General features: G+C 46.5%; 15 protein-coding genes and 2 pseudogenes (1 of these 17 only partly in view). 3 read left to right on the top strand and 14 right to left on the bottom strand.

The features are described 5' to 3' along the window. From A2048_05890 to A2048_05880, 3 genes and pseudogenes are all read left to right on the top strand, one after another. Window positions 1-2,207, top strand: a pseudogene (locus A2048_05890) (methionine synthase). Between the two features lie 105 nt (window positions 2,208-2,312). After that, entirely contained in the window at window positions 2,313-3,740 is a 1,428-nt protein-coding gene (locus A2048_05885) for a hypothetical protein (GenBank protein ID OGP07420.1), read from the top strand. Window positions 3,741-3,934: 194 nt separating this feature from the next. Then, window positions 3,935-4,480: a hypothetical protein gene (locus A2048_05880; GenBank protein ID OGP07419.1), complete on the top strand. Its 546-nt coding sequence runs from the start codon at window positions 3,935-3,937 to the stop codon at window positions 4,478-4,480. A gap of 3 nt (window positions 4,481-4,483) precedes the next feature. On the opposite strand, the gene A2048_05875 is transcribed toward A2048_05880, so the two are convergent. The 14 genes and pseudogenes from A2048_05875 to A2048_05810 all read right to left on the bottom strand — a co-directional run. After that, window positions 4,484-5,350 carry a protoheme IX farnesyltransferase gene (locus tag A2048_05875; protein ID OGP07418.1) on the bottom strand — a complete coding sequence of 289 codons (867 nt, stop codon included), beginning with the start codon at window positions 5,348-5,350 and terminating at the stop codon, window positions 4,484-4,486. Between the two features lie 12 nt (window positions 5,351-5,362). Further along, window positions 5,363-6,445: a hypothetical protein gene (locus tag A2048_05870; GenBank protein ID OGP07417.1), complete on the bottom strand. Its 1,083-nt coding sequence runs from the start codon at window positions 6,443-6,445 to the stop codon at window positions 5,363-5,365. A 4-nt stretch (window positions 6,446-6,449) separates the two neighbouring features. Further along, entirely contained in the window at window positions 6,450-6,878 is a 429-nt protein-coding gene (locus A2048_05865; GenBank protein OGP07416.1) for a hypothetical protein, read from the bottom strand. Then, the gene (locus A2048_05860; protein OGP07415.1) at window positions 6,878-7,078 is read right to left on the bottom strand and encodes a hypothetical protein; all 201 of its coding nucleotides are present in this window, start codon (window positions 7,076-7,078) and stop codon (window positions 6,878-6,880) included. Before A2048_05860 ends, A2048_05865 begins: the two co-directional genes overlap by 1 nt. Window positions 7,079-7,080: 2 nt before the next feature. After that, a complete protein-coding gene (locus tag A2048_05855) occupies window positions 7,081-7,716 on the bottom strand; it encodes a hypothetical protein (GenBank protein OGP07414.1) in 636 nt (211 codons plus the stop codon). Next, complete coding sequence (locus A2048_05850; protein OGP07413.1) at window positions 7,703-8,059, bottom strand: caa(3)-type oxidase subunit IV; 357 nt, start codon at window positions 8,057-8,059, stop codon at window positions 7,703-7,705. Before A2048_05850 ends, A2048_05855 begins: the two co-directional genes overlap by 14 nt. 43 nt (window positions 8,060-8,102) lie before the next feature. Continuing rightward, window positions 8,103-8,678: a cytochrome oxidase subunit III gene (locus A2048_05845; GenBank protein ID OGP07412.1), complete on the bottom strand. Its 576-nt coding sequence runs from the start codon at window positions 8,676-8,678 to the stop codon at window positions 8,103-8,105. A 71-nt stretch (window positions 8,679-8,749) separates the two neighbouring features. Continuing rightward, window positions 8,750-10,411: a cytochrome c oxidase subunit I gene (locus A2048_05840; protein ID OGP07411.1), complete on the bottom strand. Its 1,662-nt coding sequence runs from the start codon at window positions 10,409-10,411 to the stop codon at window positions 8,750-8,752. Between the two features lie 122 nt (window positions 10,412-10,533). Continuing rightward, complete coding sequence (locus A2048_05835) at window positions 10,534-11,232, bottom strand: hypothetical protein (protein OGP07410.1); 699 nt, start codon at window positions 11,230-11,232, stop codon at window positions 10,534-10,536. Between the two features lie 238 nt (window positions 11,233-11,470). Further along, a complete protein-coding gene (locus tag A2048_05830; protein ID OGP07409.1) occupies window positions 11,471-12,631 on the bottom strand; it encodes a hypothetical protein in 1,161 nt (386 codons plus the stop codon). A 31-nt stretch (window positions 12,632-12,662) separates the two neighbouring features. Then, on the bottom strand, window positions 12,663-13,835 hold the full coding sequence (locus tag A2048_05825) for a hypothetical protein (GenBank protein OGP07408.1): 1,173 nt from the start codon (window positions 13,833-13,835) through the stop codon (window positions 12,663-12,665). A gap of 125 nt (window positions 13,836-13,960) precedes the next feature. Beyond that, window positions 13,961-14,560: a hypothetical protein gene (locus A2048_05820; GenBank protein OGP07407.1), complete on the bottom strand. Its 600-nt coding sequence runs from the start codon at window positions 14,558-14,560 to the stop codon at window positions 13,961-13,963. A gap of 41 nt (window positions 14,561-14,601) precedes the next feature. Next, window positions 14,602-15,117, bottom strand: a complete 516-nt coding sequence (locus A2048_05815; protein OGP07406.1) for a hypothetical protein — start codon at window positions 15,115-15,117, stop codon at window positions 14,602-14,604. Between the two features lie 103 nt (window positions 15,118-15,220). Further along, window positions 15,221-15,762, bottom strand: a pseudogene (locus tag A2048_05810) (hydrogenase); it runs 808 nt beyond the window's last position.

Here is a 15,762-nt window from a genome sequence, read left to right as displayed (position 1 = left end):
AAAGAAAATTGGAGATCGCCAAACGGTCACATCATTTTCTGACAACAAAATACGGGCTGCGCCAGGAAGATATCATCTTTGACCCACTTGTTTTCCCCTGTGCCACCGGGGATGAAAACTACATTGGCGGCGCTGTTGAAACCATCGAAGGCATTCGCCTCATCAAAAAAGAATTCCCGTATTGCAAAACTGTTTTGGGTATTTCCAATATTTCGTTTGGGCTTCCCCCGGCTGCACGCGAAGTGGTCAATTCTGTTTTCCTCTACCACTGCACCCAAGCCGGTCTAGATTTGGCCATTGTAAACGCCGAAAAATTGGAAAGATTTGCCAGCATTCCCCCAGAAGAAAAGAAATTGGCGGAGGATTTGTTGTTTAACGTAGGGGCGAAAAATTTTTCGCCCCTACAGGATTGGCGCAAACAAACCAAAGAAGAAAAAGCCACCATCAACCGGGCCAATATCGCCACCCTAGCGGATCATTTTAGAAACACGGTTAAATCCGTAAGGGCGATTCATGAATCGCCCCTACCGTTAGACGAACGTCTCGCTCAATACATCATTCAAGGCACCAAAGACGGCCTCATCCCCGACCTCGATTTGAAATTAAAGGAAAAGATAAAACCTCTCGACATCATCAACGGCCCCCTGATGGCGGGAATGAGCGAAGTCGGCCGGCTTTTTAACAACAATGAATTGATTGTGGCCGAAGTACTTCAATCGGCCGAGGCCATGAAGGCCGCCGTGAGTCATTTGGAACAGTTCATGGAAAAAGCGGATGTGGTTGCCAAGGGAAAGGTGCTCTTGGCCACAGTAAAGGGCGATGTGCACGACATCGGCAAAAATTTGGTCGAAATCATTTTGAAAAATAACGGTTATAACGTCATCAACTTGGGTATCAAAGTTCCACCGGAAGAAATCATCCGTGCCGTCAAGGAACATAAACCGGATATCATCGGCCTCTCTGGCCTGCTTGTTAAATCAGCTCAACAAATGACAATCACGGCGGCGGATCTTAAAATGGCCGGTATTCAAATTCCCCTGCTTGTTGGTGGCGCCGCCCTTTCGGATAAATTCACGCGCACCAAAATCGCCCCCAGTTATTCCACCCACACCTTTTATGCCAAGGACGCCATGACCGGGTTGCGGCTGGCTAATCAATTAATGGACCCCAAGGCCAAAGATCAATTGGTGGAAGAACATACGAAATTGGGCGGCGAATCCAACGTAGGGGCGCCGCTTGCCGCGCCCCTACCGCCCGAAACAACAATCCGATCCAAGGATGTCCGCACCGACATCGACATTCCCCCCGCGCCCTACCTCGATCGAAAAAAGAGGGATGTCCCTCAATTGGAAGAAATCTGGGAATACATCAATCCCCTCATGCTCTATGTTCGCCATCTGGGTTTTAAAGGGGCGTTTGAAAAAAAATTGGCCGACCGCGACCCGAAAGCCCTCGAACTGAAGGCCGTGGTGGATGATGTAAAAGAAGTGGCCAAAAAATTCATGAAGGTCAAAGCCGTATGGCAATTCTTTGAAGCAGAAAGTGAGGGGAATTCCATCCATTTGTTCAAGCCGGGCGAGACCAAACCGGTTCATACATTTAAATTCAACCGGCAGAGGAAGGAGAACGGATTGTGTTTGGCGGATTATGTCCTTCCATCAACATCCACCCTCCCCCTACCCCCTCCCCTTTCCGCGTACCGGAATCCCGCTACGCGGGACAAGGGAGGGGGGAATTCCCTCTCCCCTTGTGGGAGAGGGTCAGGGAGAGGGGTCAGAGACCACGTTGCCCTTTTCGTCGTCGGCGCGGGCCATGGGGTGCGTGAGAAGGCTGATGAGTTCAAAAACAAGGGAGAATATTTGAAATCCCACGCCCTTCAAGCCTTGGCCATTGAAACTGCCGAAGGATGCGCCGAATGGATCCATCGGCGTATACGGGAGGACTGGGGTTTTCCCGATGACCCTGGCACGACAATGAAGGACCGCTTTCAGACCAAGTATCGCGGTAAAAGATACAGCTTTGGCTACCCTGCCTGCCCCCACCTGGAAGACCAGGCCGGGCTTTGGACACTTCTGAAACCCGAGGAAATTGGAATCCACCTTACCGAGGGCTTCATGATGGAGCCCGAGGCGTCTGTTTCGGCCCTTGTCTTTCATCACCCCGACTGTGTTTATTTTGGGGTTGGAAGTGACGAAGCGAATTCTTAAAATTCTTCACCAAATTTTCATCAAATCCTTGACAGTTTTTTAAAAAAATTCTTATACCTGCCTTTAGAGGGAGGAAAAATTTTTTCATTTAAGAGGAGAGGTTTTTTGCTCTCCTCTTCTTCCTATTTTCCTTTTTCCTTCCCCCCATTATTTTTTATGTCCTTTGAAGACGCAGCATCCCCTGCCTCTGGCAGATCATCTGCCACAGATGGCTCTTACGGCACCGGACCATCGGTTGCCCAAGTTTCAACTCCTTTTATTATCGAACCCACAGAACCAGATCCATCTTTATCACGATCTATATGGCTTGATGAAAGGGGGCATCCTTATTGGACATTACGTCCCACTTCACGGTTTCCCCGCTTATGGCAAGACAGGGTTCCACATCAACCAGAAATTTCTTTTTTAGATCCCTTGGTCCAAGCGCATCATGCCTTTCGTAGCCCTCCGGCCGAAATGCGGGAAGAAACTCCTGTGGAACTTATTCATCCCCCTATCGAAGATGCAGCCGTCGTCGTTTTTCCAGGCTTTTTCAATTATGGGCCAGAGGATGAATGGATGGATACTTTGGCCCGTCATTATGCCTTAGGGGGCATCATCCTGCATGTGGGCCCCTTTGGGGATATAAAACGTCATCCTTCCTATTCTATTTATGGAAGCCATGAAGCCGTCGTCCAGCCCAATTGGGCTCACGAAGTCCCCTTGGTTCTTTTTCGTTTGGCCAAGGCCTTAAGCGATCCCAATACCCGGCTGGCAAACGTAAAAAAACTTTTTCTTGTGGGCTATTCCAAGGGTGGTTTTGCGGCCCATGGGTTGAAAGTATTGGCCACAATTTATGATTACGAAAAAAATGACGGAACATTCCCTCCGTTAGCCCATGCGCTCTATCCTGGATTGGACCTTCTTCGCCCGGCACTGGTCAAATGGGTGATGCCTTACTTGAAAGATAATCGTCTCCATATGTATGCCCCCCCTGCCGCCGGGGTTCCACTGACCGACATTGCCAAGGCCATGGACAAAATCTTATGCGGGGAATCCGGGCCCTTTTATGCTGAAGATTTTTTAGGCGACCGTTTTGCTTGTTTTGGGACCGAATTGGCTGATCGGGTTATCTTGGCCGAAAGACCCGAAACACTTTTTGGGGAATTAAGACAAGCCCAGGTTCTTCAAGGGGGACCTGTTCGTGCGGCTGTGGTCACAGCCACCCATGCCGGTTTCCGCTATGGTGTCAGTCCTCTTTTAGGGGCTGGTGGAAAAAAGAGTGATGGGGTGTCCCGTATCCCCAAAGAACTTCCCCCTAATTTTGTGATTTTAGAAAAACCAGATGCGCACCTTAATCTGGTTAATTTTGGGAAAACAGCCTTGGCCCTTCAAAGGATCATTCACGATCGAGAAAAAGAAAGAGCCACTGGGACCCCACTCCGCACTTCCACTCCATCACGACCCAACCATTTTCGGCCATCCGCACCCCAAAGATGGTTCCCTCGATTATTTAAAGGGCGGCCTACCCTTTCACTTTTAAGGCGGGGCTAATTGCTGACCCAGGGAATGAAAAACTCGGGGGCAAGCCCCCAAGTTTCATCCTGAGCTACCCTTCGACTCATCCCGCAATGCGGGATTCGCTCAGGGTTATCCGTCATTTTATTTCGGCCCCAAGGGGCCGATTTTTTGTCGAAGGATAAATTCTCCCTTTTAACTTTGCAAGTTCCCCATTAAGATGTTTTTTTATGAAACTCAAAAACATCCTCATCCTTTTTACGGTGGGTGCCATTGTAGGCTCTTTTTTCGATGGCTTCCATACCCATAGTCTGACCACCCAATATCCCCATCCCTGGAAATGGCAGATGGCCTGGTGGGTTCCGTTTTTATTTGGAAGTGCCTCCGCAACCATCGGCATTTCTCATTTGTGGTTGGATAAAAAATGGGACAAACCCGCCAACCACCTTACCTGGCCCATCGTACTGATTGGTTTTGTGTGCTTTGGCATGATTTATTATGCCAGCGGTTTTTTCAAATTGGCCCCTTTCACAAAAACTCTCAGTCTGGCGACAGCCTCCCTCATCATTTGGTATTTTTTTGATGCTTCAAGGCAGGGATTGGTCGTAGCCCTGGGGACATCCATTATAGGCTGCCTGGTAGAGATAATTCTGATTCAACTTGGATTGTTCCGCTATATTTTCCCTGATTTTTTGGGCATTCCTTATTGGCTCCCCTTCCTTTACATAGCCGCGTCAATAAGCGTGGGGAATTTGGCGAGGAAATTGGAAAATTGATTCCTATTTTATCGGAATCATCTTGTCCGCCATCATTAAGGCAAAGAGAAGAAGAAGATAGAAAATGGAATAAGCGAAAAACTTCCGGTAAATTTTGGTGTCATTTTTTTTCATGACCATCCAGGCGCCATAGAGAAAAACAAGATTTAGGATGAAAGCCCCCACCAAATAAACCACTCCCAAAATACCAAAGAAATACAGACTTAGCGCCACAGGAAACAAGAGGGCCGAATACCAAAAAATCTGGCTTTTGGTGGCCTTATCCCCCTTGATGTTAGGAAACATGGGATAGGAAACTTTTTCGTAATCTTCCTTGTAATAGAGCGCCAAACTCCAAAAATGAGGGGGCGTCCAGATAAAGACGATCAAAAACATCAAAAAAGGAACCAGGCCCAAGAAATTGCCCGTAACAGCCGACCATGCGATCAGCGGCGCTGTGGCTCCAGCCGCCCCACCAATGACAATGTTGTAGGGCGTCCGGGGTTTTAACCACAAGGTGTAATAAAAACTGTAAAAAACAATGGTGAATACTCCCCAAAAAAAAGACCAAAAACCGCCCAACTCATAGAGCATGACATTGCCCACAATCGCCAAGACAATACTAAAAATAAGCGCCATCCGGGGCGAAACTTTTCCCTGGGGAATGGGCCTTTTTTTGGCCGTACGCACCATCTGGCGGTCTATATCCCTCTCAAAAAACTGGTTAAATCCGTTGGCCGCCCCTCCCACCAAAAAAATGGCCAAGGACACAAGCCACATCCACAAAGAAGGAGATGTGCGTGTTCCATCAACCAGAATGGCTGTCAACCCCGTTATGGCAAAGAGTAAGCTGATGCGGGGTTTGGTTAAATTAAGAAGATGACGAATCATAATTTTTTAAATCTACCTTGAAAATTTAACCACCGCCAAAACATTTAATAAAAGAAGGGCGGCCATACCACTATGGGCGACAGCCACGGGAAGCGGCAGAAGAAAAACAGCATTGGAAATTCCCAAAATAATCTGGGCACAAAGAATAAAAAGAAGAATAAATCCCATTTCCCGTACGCTCCGTATGTTCCGTACGGGTGAACCTTGTGTTCGCCCTGTTCGCCCTATTCCCCCTAACCGCACCCCAACACGAACGCATTGCATCCCCAAACCACCCACAACAATAAATGTAATCACCGCCCCTATCCGATGCATCATGTGAATGGCCACGCGCCCTTCATTATGAAGCACGCCATATTCATAATTATGCCCAAACTCGTGCCACACGGTAAACGCGGCTTTCAAGTCCATGCCAGGCCACCATGAAGCCTGGCACATCGGAAAATCGGGACAAGCCAGCGCCGCATAATTGGCACTGGTCCACCCCCCCAACGCCATTTGAAGAATGAGAATGACAAGGGCCCATAGGGCCCATCGATGTAGGGGCGCTGCTTGCTGCGCCCTTGTGGGAGGCGCACCCAAGGGCTCCCTTGTGGAGGGCGCACCAAGGGACGCCCCTACAGGATTTAAATTCCCCAACACTCCCCACCCCAACAAACCCAGTGTTGTCAATCCACCCAACAAATGCCCCATCACCACAAAGGGATGTAATTTTAACGTCACTGTCCACATGCCCAGGGCTGCTTGAAAAATAACAGCAAAAAAAAGAAGAAGACTCAGTCCAAAGGGGGATGGTTGATGTTTTATTTTTTGAACCAAAGAAAAAAGAAAAAGGGCAAAAATCAATAAACCAAGGCTCCCCGCACCAAAACGATGCGCCATTTCCGTCCAGGCCTTGCGAAGTTCCAAGGCCCTTTGCCCCCCTTCCTCCGGAAATGAAGATTGGGATGAGGGAATCATCTGCCCATAACATCCCGGCCAATCGGGGCAACCTAGCCCAGCGTTGGTAAGCCGGGTGTAAGCTCCCAAGACCACAACAAAGAAAGCAAGGGCAGTGGCCAAAAGAAAAATTATTTTAAAACCACGTTGGGACATGAAATTATTCCAAGTGATACAACATAAAATAAACAACCAGCCCCGTAAACGACACATAGGTCCAAACGGGAAAAAGAAATCTTACAATCCTTTTATGTTTTTCAATTTCATTCTTCAAGGCCGCGCGCACTGCCAAATAAATAAACGGCAGCATCCCTACAGCAAGAATAATGTGGGGTACAAGAATGATAAAATAAAGAACACGGGTCCAATCATGGCGGCCATAAGGAACCGACCCTACCTGATAATGATGCATCAAATAAACAACCAAAAATAAACCGGAAGAAACCAGCGCCACACTCATCAACACCCGATGCGAAAAAATTCTTTTGAATTTGATCAAAATAAACCCGGCAATCAGACACAAAAAACTGACTCCATTGAGAGAGGCGATTAGCTCCGGAAGGACAGAGGTATGGGGAAGACTTCCCATTACAACCCCCTGTTTTTTAATTTAGCCCGATACCAGAAAAAGAAGGCGCCAAAAGCGATGAAAGGAATCATCCCCAAAAAAAGCGTGGACCAGCGAAAGGCATTCAGTGTGGCCCCTTTTGCCGAAAAACAAACAGGGCAGGCCTGCACCACAAGAGGAAACACCCATAATCCCAACACGCAAATTAAAAAAGCTCTCATCTTCATAAGTAGACAAGTACGTACAATACAGGCCATAAAGCCACAACAAAAAACCAGAAGGCCTGCATGGCGGCAAAAGTCTCAGTTTTAAGACTTCCACAAACCAACCGACGATAAACCAATACCAAACCGATAATGGCCCCCAAGACATGCAAAGCGTGTGTCCCGATAATCAGATAAAAAAAACTTCCGTACACACTGGAAGTCATCGTGAGGCCATAACCAATCAAACGACCCCATTCCATCCCCTGAAGCAGTACAAACAACAAACCCGAAAACAAGGCCCATAAAAAATATTTTTTCACCTTGGAATTTGGCTCTCCCTTCCCAAAACATTTATAAGCCAGATAAATCAACCATCCACTGGCTATAAGAAAAAGTGAGTTAAAAGCCGTTATCTCTACGGGGAGCCTGGGCTGCCCTAAGGGGGGCCAATTATTAAACCCGGATTTGATGATATTAAAGGCACTTATAAACGAAGCAAAAACCATGATCTCGGTTAAAATAAAAATCAGCATTCCCAAAACAGGACTGGAAACAACCGGGGATCTTTTTATGGATAGTGTTGTGGGGGCGGACACCATAGTAAAAACCTCATGGGCTCTTTGCACGACGTGGGGTATTTTAATGTCCCCCATGGGATGGGGCTGGTTGCGTAACCTCAATAAAATGCCAGTTGGTTCCGGAATGATTCATGATGTCCGGAGCAATCGCAAAGAAAAAGAAAATCATCAGGGCCAGACAACCAAGAAGAATGTACCAGATATATTTTTTCTCAACATTTAAATGCATGAAATAGGCGGCCACCATCAAAGCCTTGATAATGGCTATTCCAAAGGCTGTGATCAGGGTGAGCCATGGAATGCCAATCATGGGGCCCAGGACGCTGGCGATCAACAAGGCTACCAAAGCCATCCATATTTTAAAATAATTGGGGTGAGAATGTTCGGTTGCGTGTTCGTTTGTGTTGGCGTGTGACATAAATTTAAGTCGGACCTGTCTGACGCGTCAGACTTGTCAGACGTCATTTTGCAATATACAAAAGCGGAAATAAAAAAATCCAGACAAGGTCCACAAAGTGCCAGTAAATCCCGATGCATTCCACACGGTGCAAATTCCGGCCTTTTTTGGCATCACGGCCCACAATGAACATAATCACCATGCCGGCCATCACGTGCAAACCATGCAGCCCGGTGGCTGTATAGTAAAAAGACCAAAACACACTCTTGAACATGGTGAACCCATGTTGAATTTCGTGGGTGTACTCGTAGGCTTTCACCATCATGAAGGTAAGCCCTCCCAAAATGGTATAGCCCAAAAAACGGGCCGCTTTCGCCCCGTTTTTTTCCTCAGCCGCTTTATGCGCCAACACAACAAAAAAACTGGAGGTCAGCAGTACAAAAGTATTAAAGGCCCCTGCAGCGGTGTTGGTGTGTTCGGCTTCCTGCGCCCATTCAGTATGATGCAACCGAAAAAGCAGATAAGACACCAGCAATCCACCAAAAATAACGATTTCAGAGGCAATGACCCACCAAGTTGCCAGTTTGGCTGTGTTGATTCCGGTGGCTGACCGGGTGTTGGCTAGGGGAGGATGGTGCATTTAATTCTCCTATGTAGGGAGGGCGCGCCAAGGGGCGCCCCTACCCCGTAAGGGCAATTCATGAATTGCCCTTACGGTTCATTCTGCGGCCAATAATCTTGTTTGCGACCGGGAACCGAATATTCATAGGGTCCGCGATAAACTTCAGGGTATGTTGCAAAATTGCCATGGGGTGGGGGCGAAGGAGCCACCCATTCCAATGTATTGGCCTTCCAAGGATTGGCTTCAGCTTTCTTTCCTTTGCGCAAACTGCGGATAAAATTGATGAAGAACACAATCTGAAACAAAAGCATCACAATAAGCGCCACAGTCGAGATTTGCCGTAAATGAAAAAGTTCCGGATGATTCAAGTCCGGGAAATTCTGGTAGTTGTAAATTCGACGGTGCTCCCCACCCATTCCCAAAAAGAACATGGGAATAAAAATAAAATTAAAAGGAATGATCGTCCCCCAAAAATGGATCTTGCCCAATTTTTCATCCATCATTCTTCCAAACATTTTAGGAAACCAATAATAGATGCCTGTAAACAACCCGATCACGGCAATGGGCACAAAAGTATAGTGGAAGTGAGCCACCACAAAATAAGTATCATGGAAGAAAATATCGGTTCCCGTTGCCCCCAAATAAATTCCCGTCACTCCGCCCAAAATAAATTCAACGACAAAACCAAGGGCAAAAAGCATGGGAGTCGTTAATTCAATGGAACCTTTATAGAGGGTGGCCATGAGTAAAAAACAGATTTCAGCAATGGGAACAGAAATAAGCAGTGTGGTGATGGTAAAAATATTGGCCATGCGAGGGTCAATACCGGCCACAAACTGATGATGGGCCCACACGACAAAACTTAAAATGCCGGTAAAAAACACGCTATATAAAAATGTCTTGTACCCAAAAAGTTTTTTGCGTGAAAATGTGGTGATCACTTCCACCACCATCCCCATGGGGGGAAGAAGAACCACATAAACTTCAGGATGCCCAAAAAACCAGAAAAGATGCTGCCATAAAAGAGGGTCACCCCCTTTGGCAGGGTCATAAAAACCCGTGCCCAAAAGCTGGTCAAACAAAAGCATCACCGCACCGGCGATAAGAGGCCCTACCGAGGCCATGAATAAAATACTGGCTATCACAATCATCCATATGACCATGGGGATCTCATACATTCTCATTCCCTTGGCCCGGGAATTCATGAGAGTGACAATAAAATTAATTCCCCCTAAAAGAAACGCCACAAACTCAAGGGCCACGGCAATCAACCACAACGACGCGCCCATGGGGGTAAGATTATATTCCGCCTTGGCTGACAAAGGGGGATAGGCTGTCCATGCCCCACCAAAGCCCCCATGTTGAACAAGAAAAGAAGAAAGTAAAACAAGGATACTGACCAAAAAAATCTGGTAAGAAAGCCGGTTGATACGGGGAAAAGCCATGTCATCGCAACCGATCATCAGCGGGATAAGGTAATTGCCAAAAGCAGCAATCAGAACCGGCATGGCAAACCAGAAAATCATGATGGCCCCATGATTTGTTACCAGCGTATTGTAACTATTTTCATTCACAATACCGAAACCAGGAACAGAAATGCCCGGAAAAGCAATCTGCATCCGGAACACATAGGCCAAAAAACCACCCACCAGCCCCATGAATATTCCGGTAAACAAATATTGCATGGCAATCATTTTGTGGTCGGTTGAGAAAAGGTATTTCTTGAAAAAACTTTCGTGATAATCGCTCATATGTTTCCTAGTTTGTATTGCACCGTGCCTGCCTCTGGCAGGATACACCTACGGAATCAACGTACGGGCGCCGCTTGCTGCGCCCTTCTCTGCCGGCGTGTGGGGCGCGCCAAGGGACGCCCCTACGGATTCATCCCCAGCGTAGGGGCGGAATGCTCCCCGCCCCTACTTTCAACCCATTTTTGATGCTGATCCTTGGTTTCAATAAAAATTCTGGCCCCCATCAAACCATGTCCCACACCGCAAATTTCAGCGCACAAGATATCGTATTGACCGGTTTTGGTTGCCTTAAACCATCCCACAATTTCTCTTCCAGGGATGGCATCCTGCTTCAAACGAAAAACGGGAACAAAAAAACTGTGCAACACATCTTTTGATGTCAGCAGATAATGATAGGTCAGCCCTTCCTGCACATGAAGTTCGTCAATCGTTATAATATCATCGGCTGTGTCCAGCACCCCATCAGCCCCTGGCTGCACAAAGGTCCAGGCCCATTGTTGCCCGATGACCTTAACCGTGGCCTCTGCAGGAGGGAGATATTGCTTTACGTGATACCAGGCCCCAATAGCGTAGACAACAATGACAATATCACACACCAATAAAAGCTTGTGCGCCCATGAAATAAGTTTCTTTTCTTCTTTTTTATCTCCAGAAATATAAGTTGATGGGACACCCGGCTTGCGACGATATTTAAAAATAAAATAAAAGAGTATCCCCTGCCCTGCAAAAAACCAGAACCCCATGATATAGGTGATAAGCGAAAAAAGATGGTCTATCTGCCCACTATAACTTGATGCCGATGGAACAAATGCTTCAATCATATTGTTTTGAATCCTCTATGAAAGTCTCGAATTTGTACGATTTATGGTTCGACCGTTCGACAAGCTCACGGCATTCTTCACCATGTCCGTAAAGGAATTCATATCGCAAATTCCAATTTTACAAAACAAACAAAACCACACCCAACACATAAAGTGTCAGTGTTGACAAAGTAACAAAAAAAATCTTTTTGGCCAAAACATCGGGGTTGTCATTATGTACTTTACTCATAGTCTTTTCTTATTGAAGAGTATTAATATAAGAAACCATATCTTTTAAGGTTTGCTCATCAGCAACTCCCATGGCCATTCCCCTCATGGTGGATCCTGTGGTATCTGTAACATCCCCCCCACGAATGCCCGCCTTGAATTTACGAATTTGCTCTGCAACGTACCAGTCTTGCAAATGCACCAAAGAAGGAGCTTTCATGGCTTTCATCCCTTTGCCATCCATGCCATGGCAAGACATGCAAACCATGAATCCCATCTTTCCTTTTTCAGGGTCGCCCCCGGTAAAAGTAAGCGGTAATTTTTTTGGAGACAACTGACTCACAAAATGGGCCACATCGATAACATCCTTTTCACTTTGAAGCAAACGGGACATGGGGCGCATTTTCAATCCATTGACATCTTCGGGATGAGCCCCACGTATGCCTGATTGAAATTTTTTGAGTTGATCCATGAGATAATCAACATCTTGTCCGGCAATTTGGGGGGCTTGGGACAACTGGCTTCCTTCACCACTATTGCCATGGCAAATCTTGCAAGAATTAAAAAGAGATTCGCCTTTCTTTAAATCGGGAACAATAACAACGGGAGTGGCTGCCAATTTTTCCTCTTCCTTCTTTATTTCAATCTGTTTTAACAACTCGACATAATTAATGGAATTGACATCCCCATCAGTCGCCATGCGTTCCATCATGAATTCCACAGGAAGTTCTTCAGCCCTACCCTTAAACCCGGCCATGGGTTTGCCGGAAGGATCAAGGCCAATTTTGGCCAATGATTCCGGAGTATCATTTTCCTTATGGGGAGCAAGACTCAAAACATAATGAACCAAGGCTAAACGGTCGACCACAGATAAGGACGCAAAAGAAGGCATGCTCCCCAGCCCATTGGTGATTGTGTAAAAAGTAGCCGAAGGGCTGGCCCCTTGCTTGAATTTTTCAGAGATAAAATTGCGTGGTTTGGGATTAAAAGCGACAGCCGCCGGACCATCCCCACGCCCTTCTGCCCCATGGCAGGACATGCAATGACCCATGTACAAACTTTGCCCCTTGGTCACAAGATCCGGTGTCGAGGGGATGTTGTTTGATATTTCTTGCAGATCATCTGCGTAAGCCATCCCGCCAACACTTACAAACCCGCAGATCAAACTGATTGTAGCTATCTTTCTAAACATGAATATCCTCGTACCCTTTCATCCCCAAAAATTATTGATGGTGGTGCAAACATTGCTCCAAACGTGGATCTTTTATGGGAACCAAATTCCATTTTGAAAGTTTTCTTCCCACTGAAAAAACAAACAAACCGGCAAAACCAAAAAACAGGCCCACTTCAATCCATCCAAAACCCGGTTCCTTATAGAATGTAGGGAAAACCAGCCAATAAACATCCAGTGCCTGAGTGGCCAAAAACCAGAAGCCCATGAACAAATGCCAATTCTCAACACGTTTCTGCCAGCGGCCAATCAGCAAAAGAAAAGGGACGGCAAATTTAAATATCAGCAATCCTTGAGAGACATATTTCCATCCCCCTTGAAGTCGGTTCGCAAAAAAGAAAGTTTCTTCGGGAAGATTGGCGTACCAAATAAGCATGAACTGGGAAAAAGCGATATAGGCCCAAAACACCAGAAACGCAAACATCAGCGAGGCCAGATCGTGCAAATGATTGTCATTGACGAAATTTCCGTATAAACCGCGTTTTTTAATACGGATCACCCAGATGGAAATCATGGCCAGCCCACTGTAGAAAAGCCCAGACCAACAATAGATGCCAAAGATGGTGCTAAACCAGTGGGGAGAAAGACTCATGATAAGATCAATGCTGTGAAAGGTGTATAGCCAGGCAAACAAAAACAAAAAAACGGCCGATAATTTCACATTCTGTTGGGTAAGCTTGATATCTCCCGATTCATCCTGGCGGTTTGAATTGCAGATCATCTTGCCACCCACTAAAAAACACAGGGCATACAGCAAAACAGCCCTGAAAATAAAAAAGGGCTTGTTAAGATAAGCCGACTTCATTTTTAAAAGGGCATCATGGGCCAGGGCATCGTGATGAACCCATTCAAACAAGGATCCCATCCCGAAAATCAGGACAATCAAAAGCACGAAAGCCACAGGCAAGAAACCGATAAAACTTTCAGCCACACGCCTGACAGTAACACTCCAGGCAGAACCGGTAATATGCTGAAGGGCCGTAAAGAAAACACCCGCCATTCCAAGTGACGCCCAATAAAAATAATTGGATAGAAAATTGGCCCAAGCCCTTTGGGAATCCACCTTCAAGGCAAGAATGAAAACAATGGCTCCCACCAAAGCCAGCCCAAGACTTGCCATCTTGATTGGTTGGGGCATTTCGTATTTTTTGATTTCTGTGTTCATTTAACCTAACTACCCCCTCCATCTCCCCCTTCCCCTCCTTTATAAGCGCCGTCCTGAGCTTGTCCCGCGCACGGGATCCCGCTACGCGGCGATCGAAGGAGAGGGGTAAGGGAAGGTAGAATATTTTAAGGTTTCCCCTTCACTATTTTTTCAAACAAAGCCGTATCTTCTTCTGTGGGCATCACCGCACGTTGGAGAACACGCACATATTTTGCAATGGCCCATCTTTCCTTCGGAAAAATCTGGCTGGCGTAAGCAGGCATTAAATTTTGCCCCGTTGTCATCACATGAAAAAGACGGCCATCGGGCCAATTTTTCACTTTTTCGGAATGAAGGGAAGGTGGCATGGGGAATTTGGGAACAATGGTTCCGTTTCCCTTGCCTTCGGGTCCATGGCAGACAATGCAATAAGTGTCGTAAAGTTTTTTTCCATCCTTTAGAACAGCCTTGGTCATGGGCAGGGGATTGACAAGCCCCATTGCTTTATCACCTTCGTTGATGGTGAAGGGATACCTTTCAAAACCAATGGGATTTGTTCCTTCCGGCGGCAAACGCATGATTTGTTCCTGGGCCTTGACAGCAGGTGAGTCGATCATGTTGGGCATGTATTCCAAGGTCGGCTTTGTTCTTTGGGTGGAACAGGCCGAAAGAAAGATAGCCACTATCAAAACCAAATATTTTTGTCGCACAAGATTCATAAACAAATTGTCTAAATCCCCCTTCATCCCCCTTTAATAAAGGGGGAAAGAGGGGGATTTGTATTCAATCAAATATTTTTCACCTCGGCGGCACCGCTTTCCTGCAATGCAGACTGGATCCGGGCGGCATCAAAAACAGGGTCACCAGCATCGACAAACAAGGCAAAATGATCGGTGGTGATTTTTTGGTCGAGCACATCATGGACATAGCAGGGCAGTTTCATGACGGCAAAAAGGGTAATCACCGTAAGCACACCCCCAAATAAAATGGCCCCTTCAAAAGTCACGGGAATAAAAGCCGGCCATGAAATAAAAGGCTTTCCACCTATGTTAAGCGGCCAATCAACAGCTGAGGTCCAAGCTTGAAAAGCAAATAACAAGCCTCCTCCCAAAAGGCCATAAACCAAGGTCGCCCAAGGAATCCATGAGCGCTTCAAACCCATCACCTTTTCCAAACCATGCACGGGAAAAGGAGTGAAACAATCAAAGCGTGTCACATTAAGGGCACGCACCTTCTCAACAGCCCCCTTTAATTTTTCCGGGCAATCAAAAATTCCGACAATGCCTTTTTCTTGTTTATTCATAAATCAATCCGAACCCATCAGGCCTTGGGTCCCTTCGACCCCTCGACTTCGCTCGGGGACCGCTCGAGTGGTCACCGAGCGGAGTCGAGGTGAACCAAATTTTTCAATGTTTCATCACTGTCTTCACTTCAAACATACAAATACTTGGCAACACACGGCAGAAAAGTAAAAACAAAACCATAAAAAATCCAAACGACCCCAAAGTCATGCCCCAATCGTGAAGCGTGGGCACATAATAACGCCAGCTAGAGGGTAAATAATCCCGATGGAGCGAAGTGACAATGATCACAAAACGTTCAAACCACATACCAATATTGATCAACAACGAGCACACAAACATCACAGGGATCGAACGACGCCATTTCCTGATCCAGAACACCTGGGGAACAATCACATTGCAGGTCATCATGATCCAATAAGCCCACATAAAAGGCCCCGTGGCACGATTGATAAAAATGAACTGTTCGTAAGCATTGCCGCTGTACCAGGCGATAAAAAATTCCATGATATAGGCATAACCCACCATCATGCCCGTCAGCAGCATGATCTTGTTCATGTTCTCCAAATGAACAAGCTTGATATAAGCCTTTAAATTAAAGACTTCGCGGGCGATCACCAAAAGGGTGAGCACCATGGCAAACCCTG

Source organism: Deltaproteobacteria bacterium GWA2_45_12 (genome assembly GCA_001797365.1).
Lineage (GTDB): Bacteria > UBA10199 > UBA10199 > UBA10199 > UBA10199 > UBA10199.
The sequence above is the reverse complement of the archived record's forward strand: the minus strand, read 5'-3'. Positions and strand labels throughout refer to the sequence as shown.

What these genes read in the sequence shown, in the direction of transcription:
- A2048_05880 (OGP07419.1), top strand. Translation starts at nt 3,935, where the DNA reads ATGAAACTCAAAAACATCCTCATCCTTTTTACGGTGGGTGCCATTGTA.
- A2048_05875 (OGP07418.1), bottom strand. Translation starts at nt 5,350, where the DNA reads ATGATTCGTCATCTTCTTAATTTAACCAAACCCCGCATCAGCTTACTC.
- A2048_05870 (OGP07417.1), bottom strand. Translation starts at nt 6,445, where the DNA reads ATGTCCCAACGTGGTTTTAAAATAATTTTTCTTTTGGCCACTGCCCTT.
- A2048_05865 (OGP07416.1), bottom strand. Translation starts at nt 6,878, where the DNA reads ATGGGAAGTCTTCCCCATACCTCTGTCCTTCCGGAGCTAATCGCCTCT.
- A2048_05860 (OGP07415.1), bottom strand. Translation starts at nt 7,078, where the DNA reads ATGAGAGCTTTTTTAATTTGCGTGTTGGGATTATGGGTGTTTCCTCTT.
- A2048_05855 (OGP07414.1), bottom strand. Translation starts at nt 7,716, where the DNA reads ATGGGGGACATTAAAATACCCCACGTCGTGCAAAGAGCCCATGAGGTT.
- A2048_05850 (OGP07413.1), bottom strand. Translation starts at nt 8,059, where the DNA reads ATGTCACACGCCAACACAAACGAACACGCAACCGAACATTCTCACCCC.
- A2048_05845 (OGP07412.1), bottom strand. Translation starts at nt 8,678, where the DNA reads ATGCACCATCCTCCCCTAGCCAACACCCGGTCAGCCACCGGAATCAAC.
- A2048_05840 (OGP07411.1), bottom strand. Translation starts at nt 10,411, where the DNA reads ATGAGCGATTATCACGAAAGTTTTTTCAAGAAATACCTTTTCTCAACC.
- A2048_05835 (OGP07410.1), bottom strand. Translation starts at nt 11,232, where the DNA reads ATGATTGAAGCATTTGTTCCATCGGCATCAAGTTATAGTGGGCAGATA.
- A2048_05830 (OGP07409.1), bottom strand. Translation starts at nt 12,631, where the DNA reads ATGTTTAGAAAGATAGCTACAATCAGTTTGATCTGCGGGTTTGTAAGT.
- A2048_05825 (OGP07408.1), bottom strand. Translation starts at nt 13,835, where the DNA reads ATGAACACAGAAATCAAAAAATACGAAATGCCCCAACCAATCAAGATG.
- A2048_05820 (OGP07407.1), bottom strand. Translation starts at nt 14,560, where the DNA reads ATGAAGGGGGATTTAGACAATTTGTTTATGAATCTTGTGCGACAAAAA.
- A2048_05815 (OGP07406.1), bottom strand. Translation starts at nt 15,117, where the DNA reads ATGAATAAACAAGAAAAAGGCATTGTCGGAATTTTTGATTGCCCGGAA.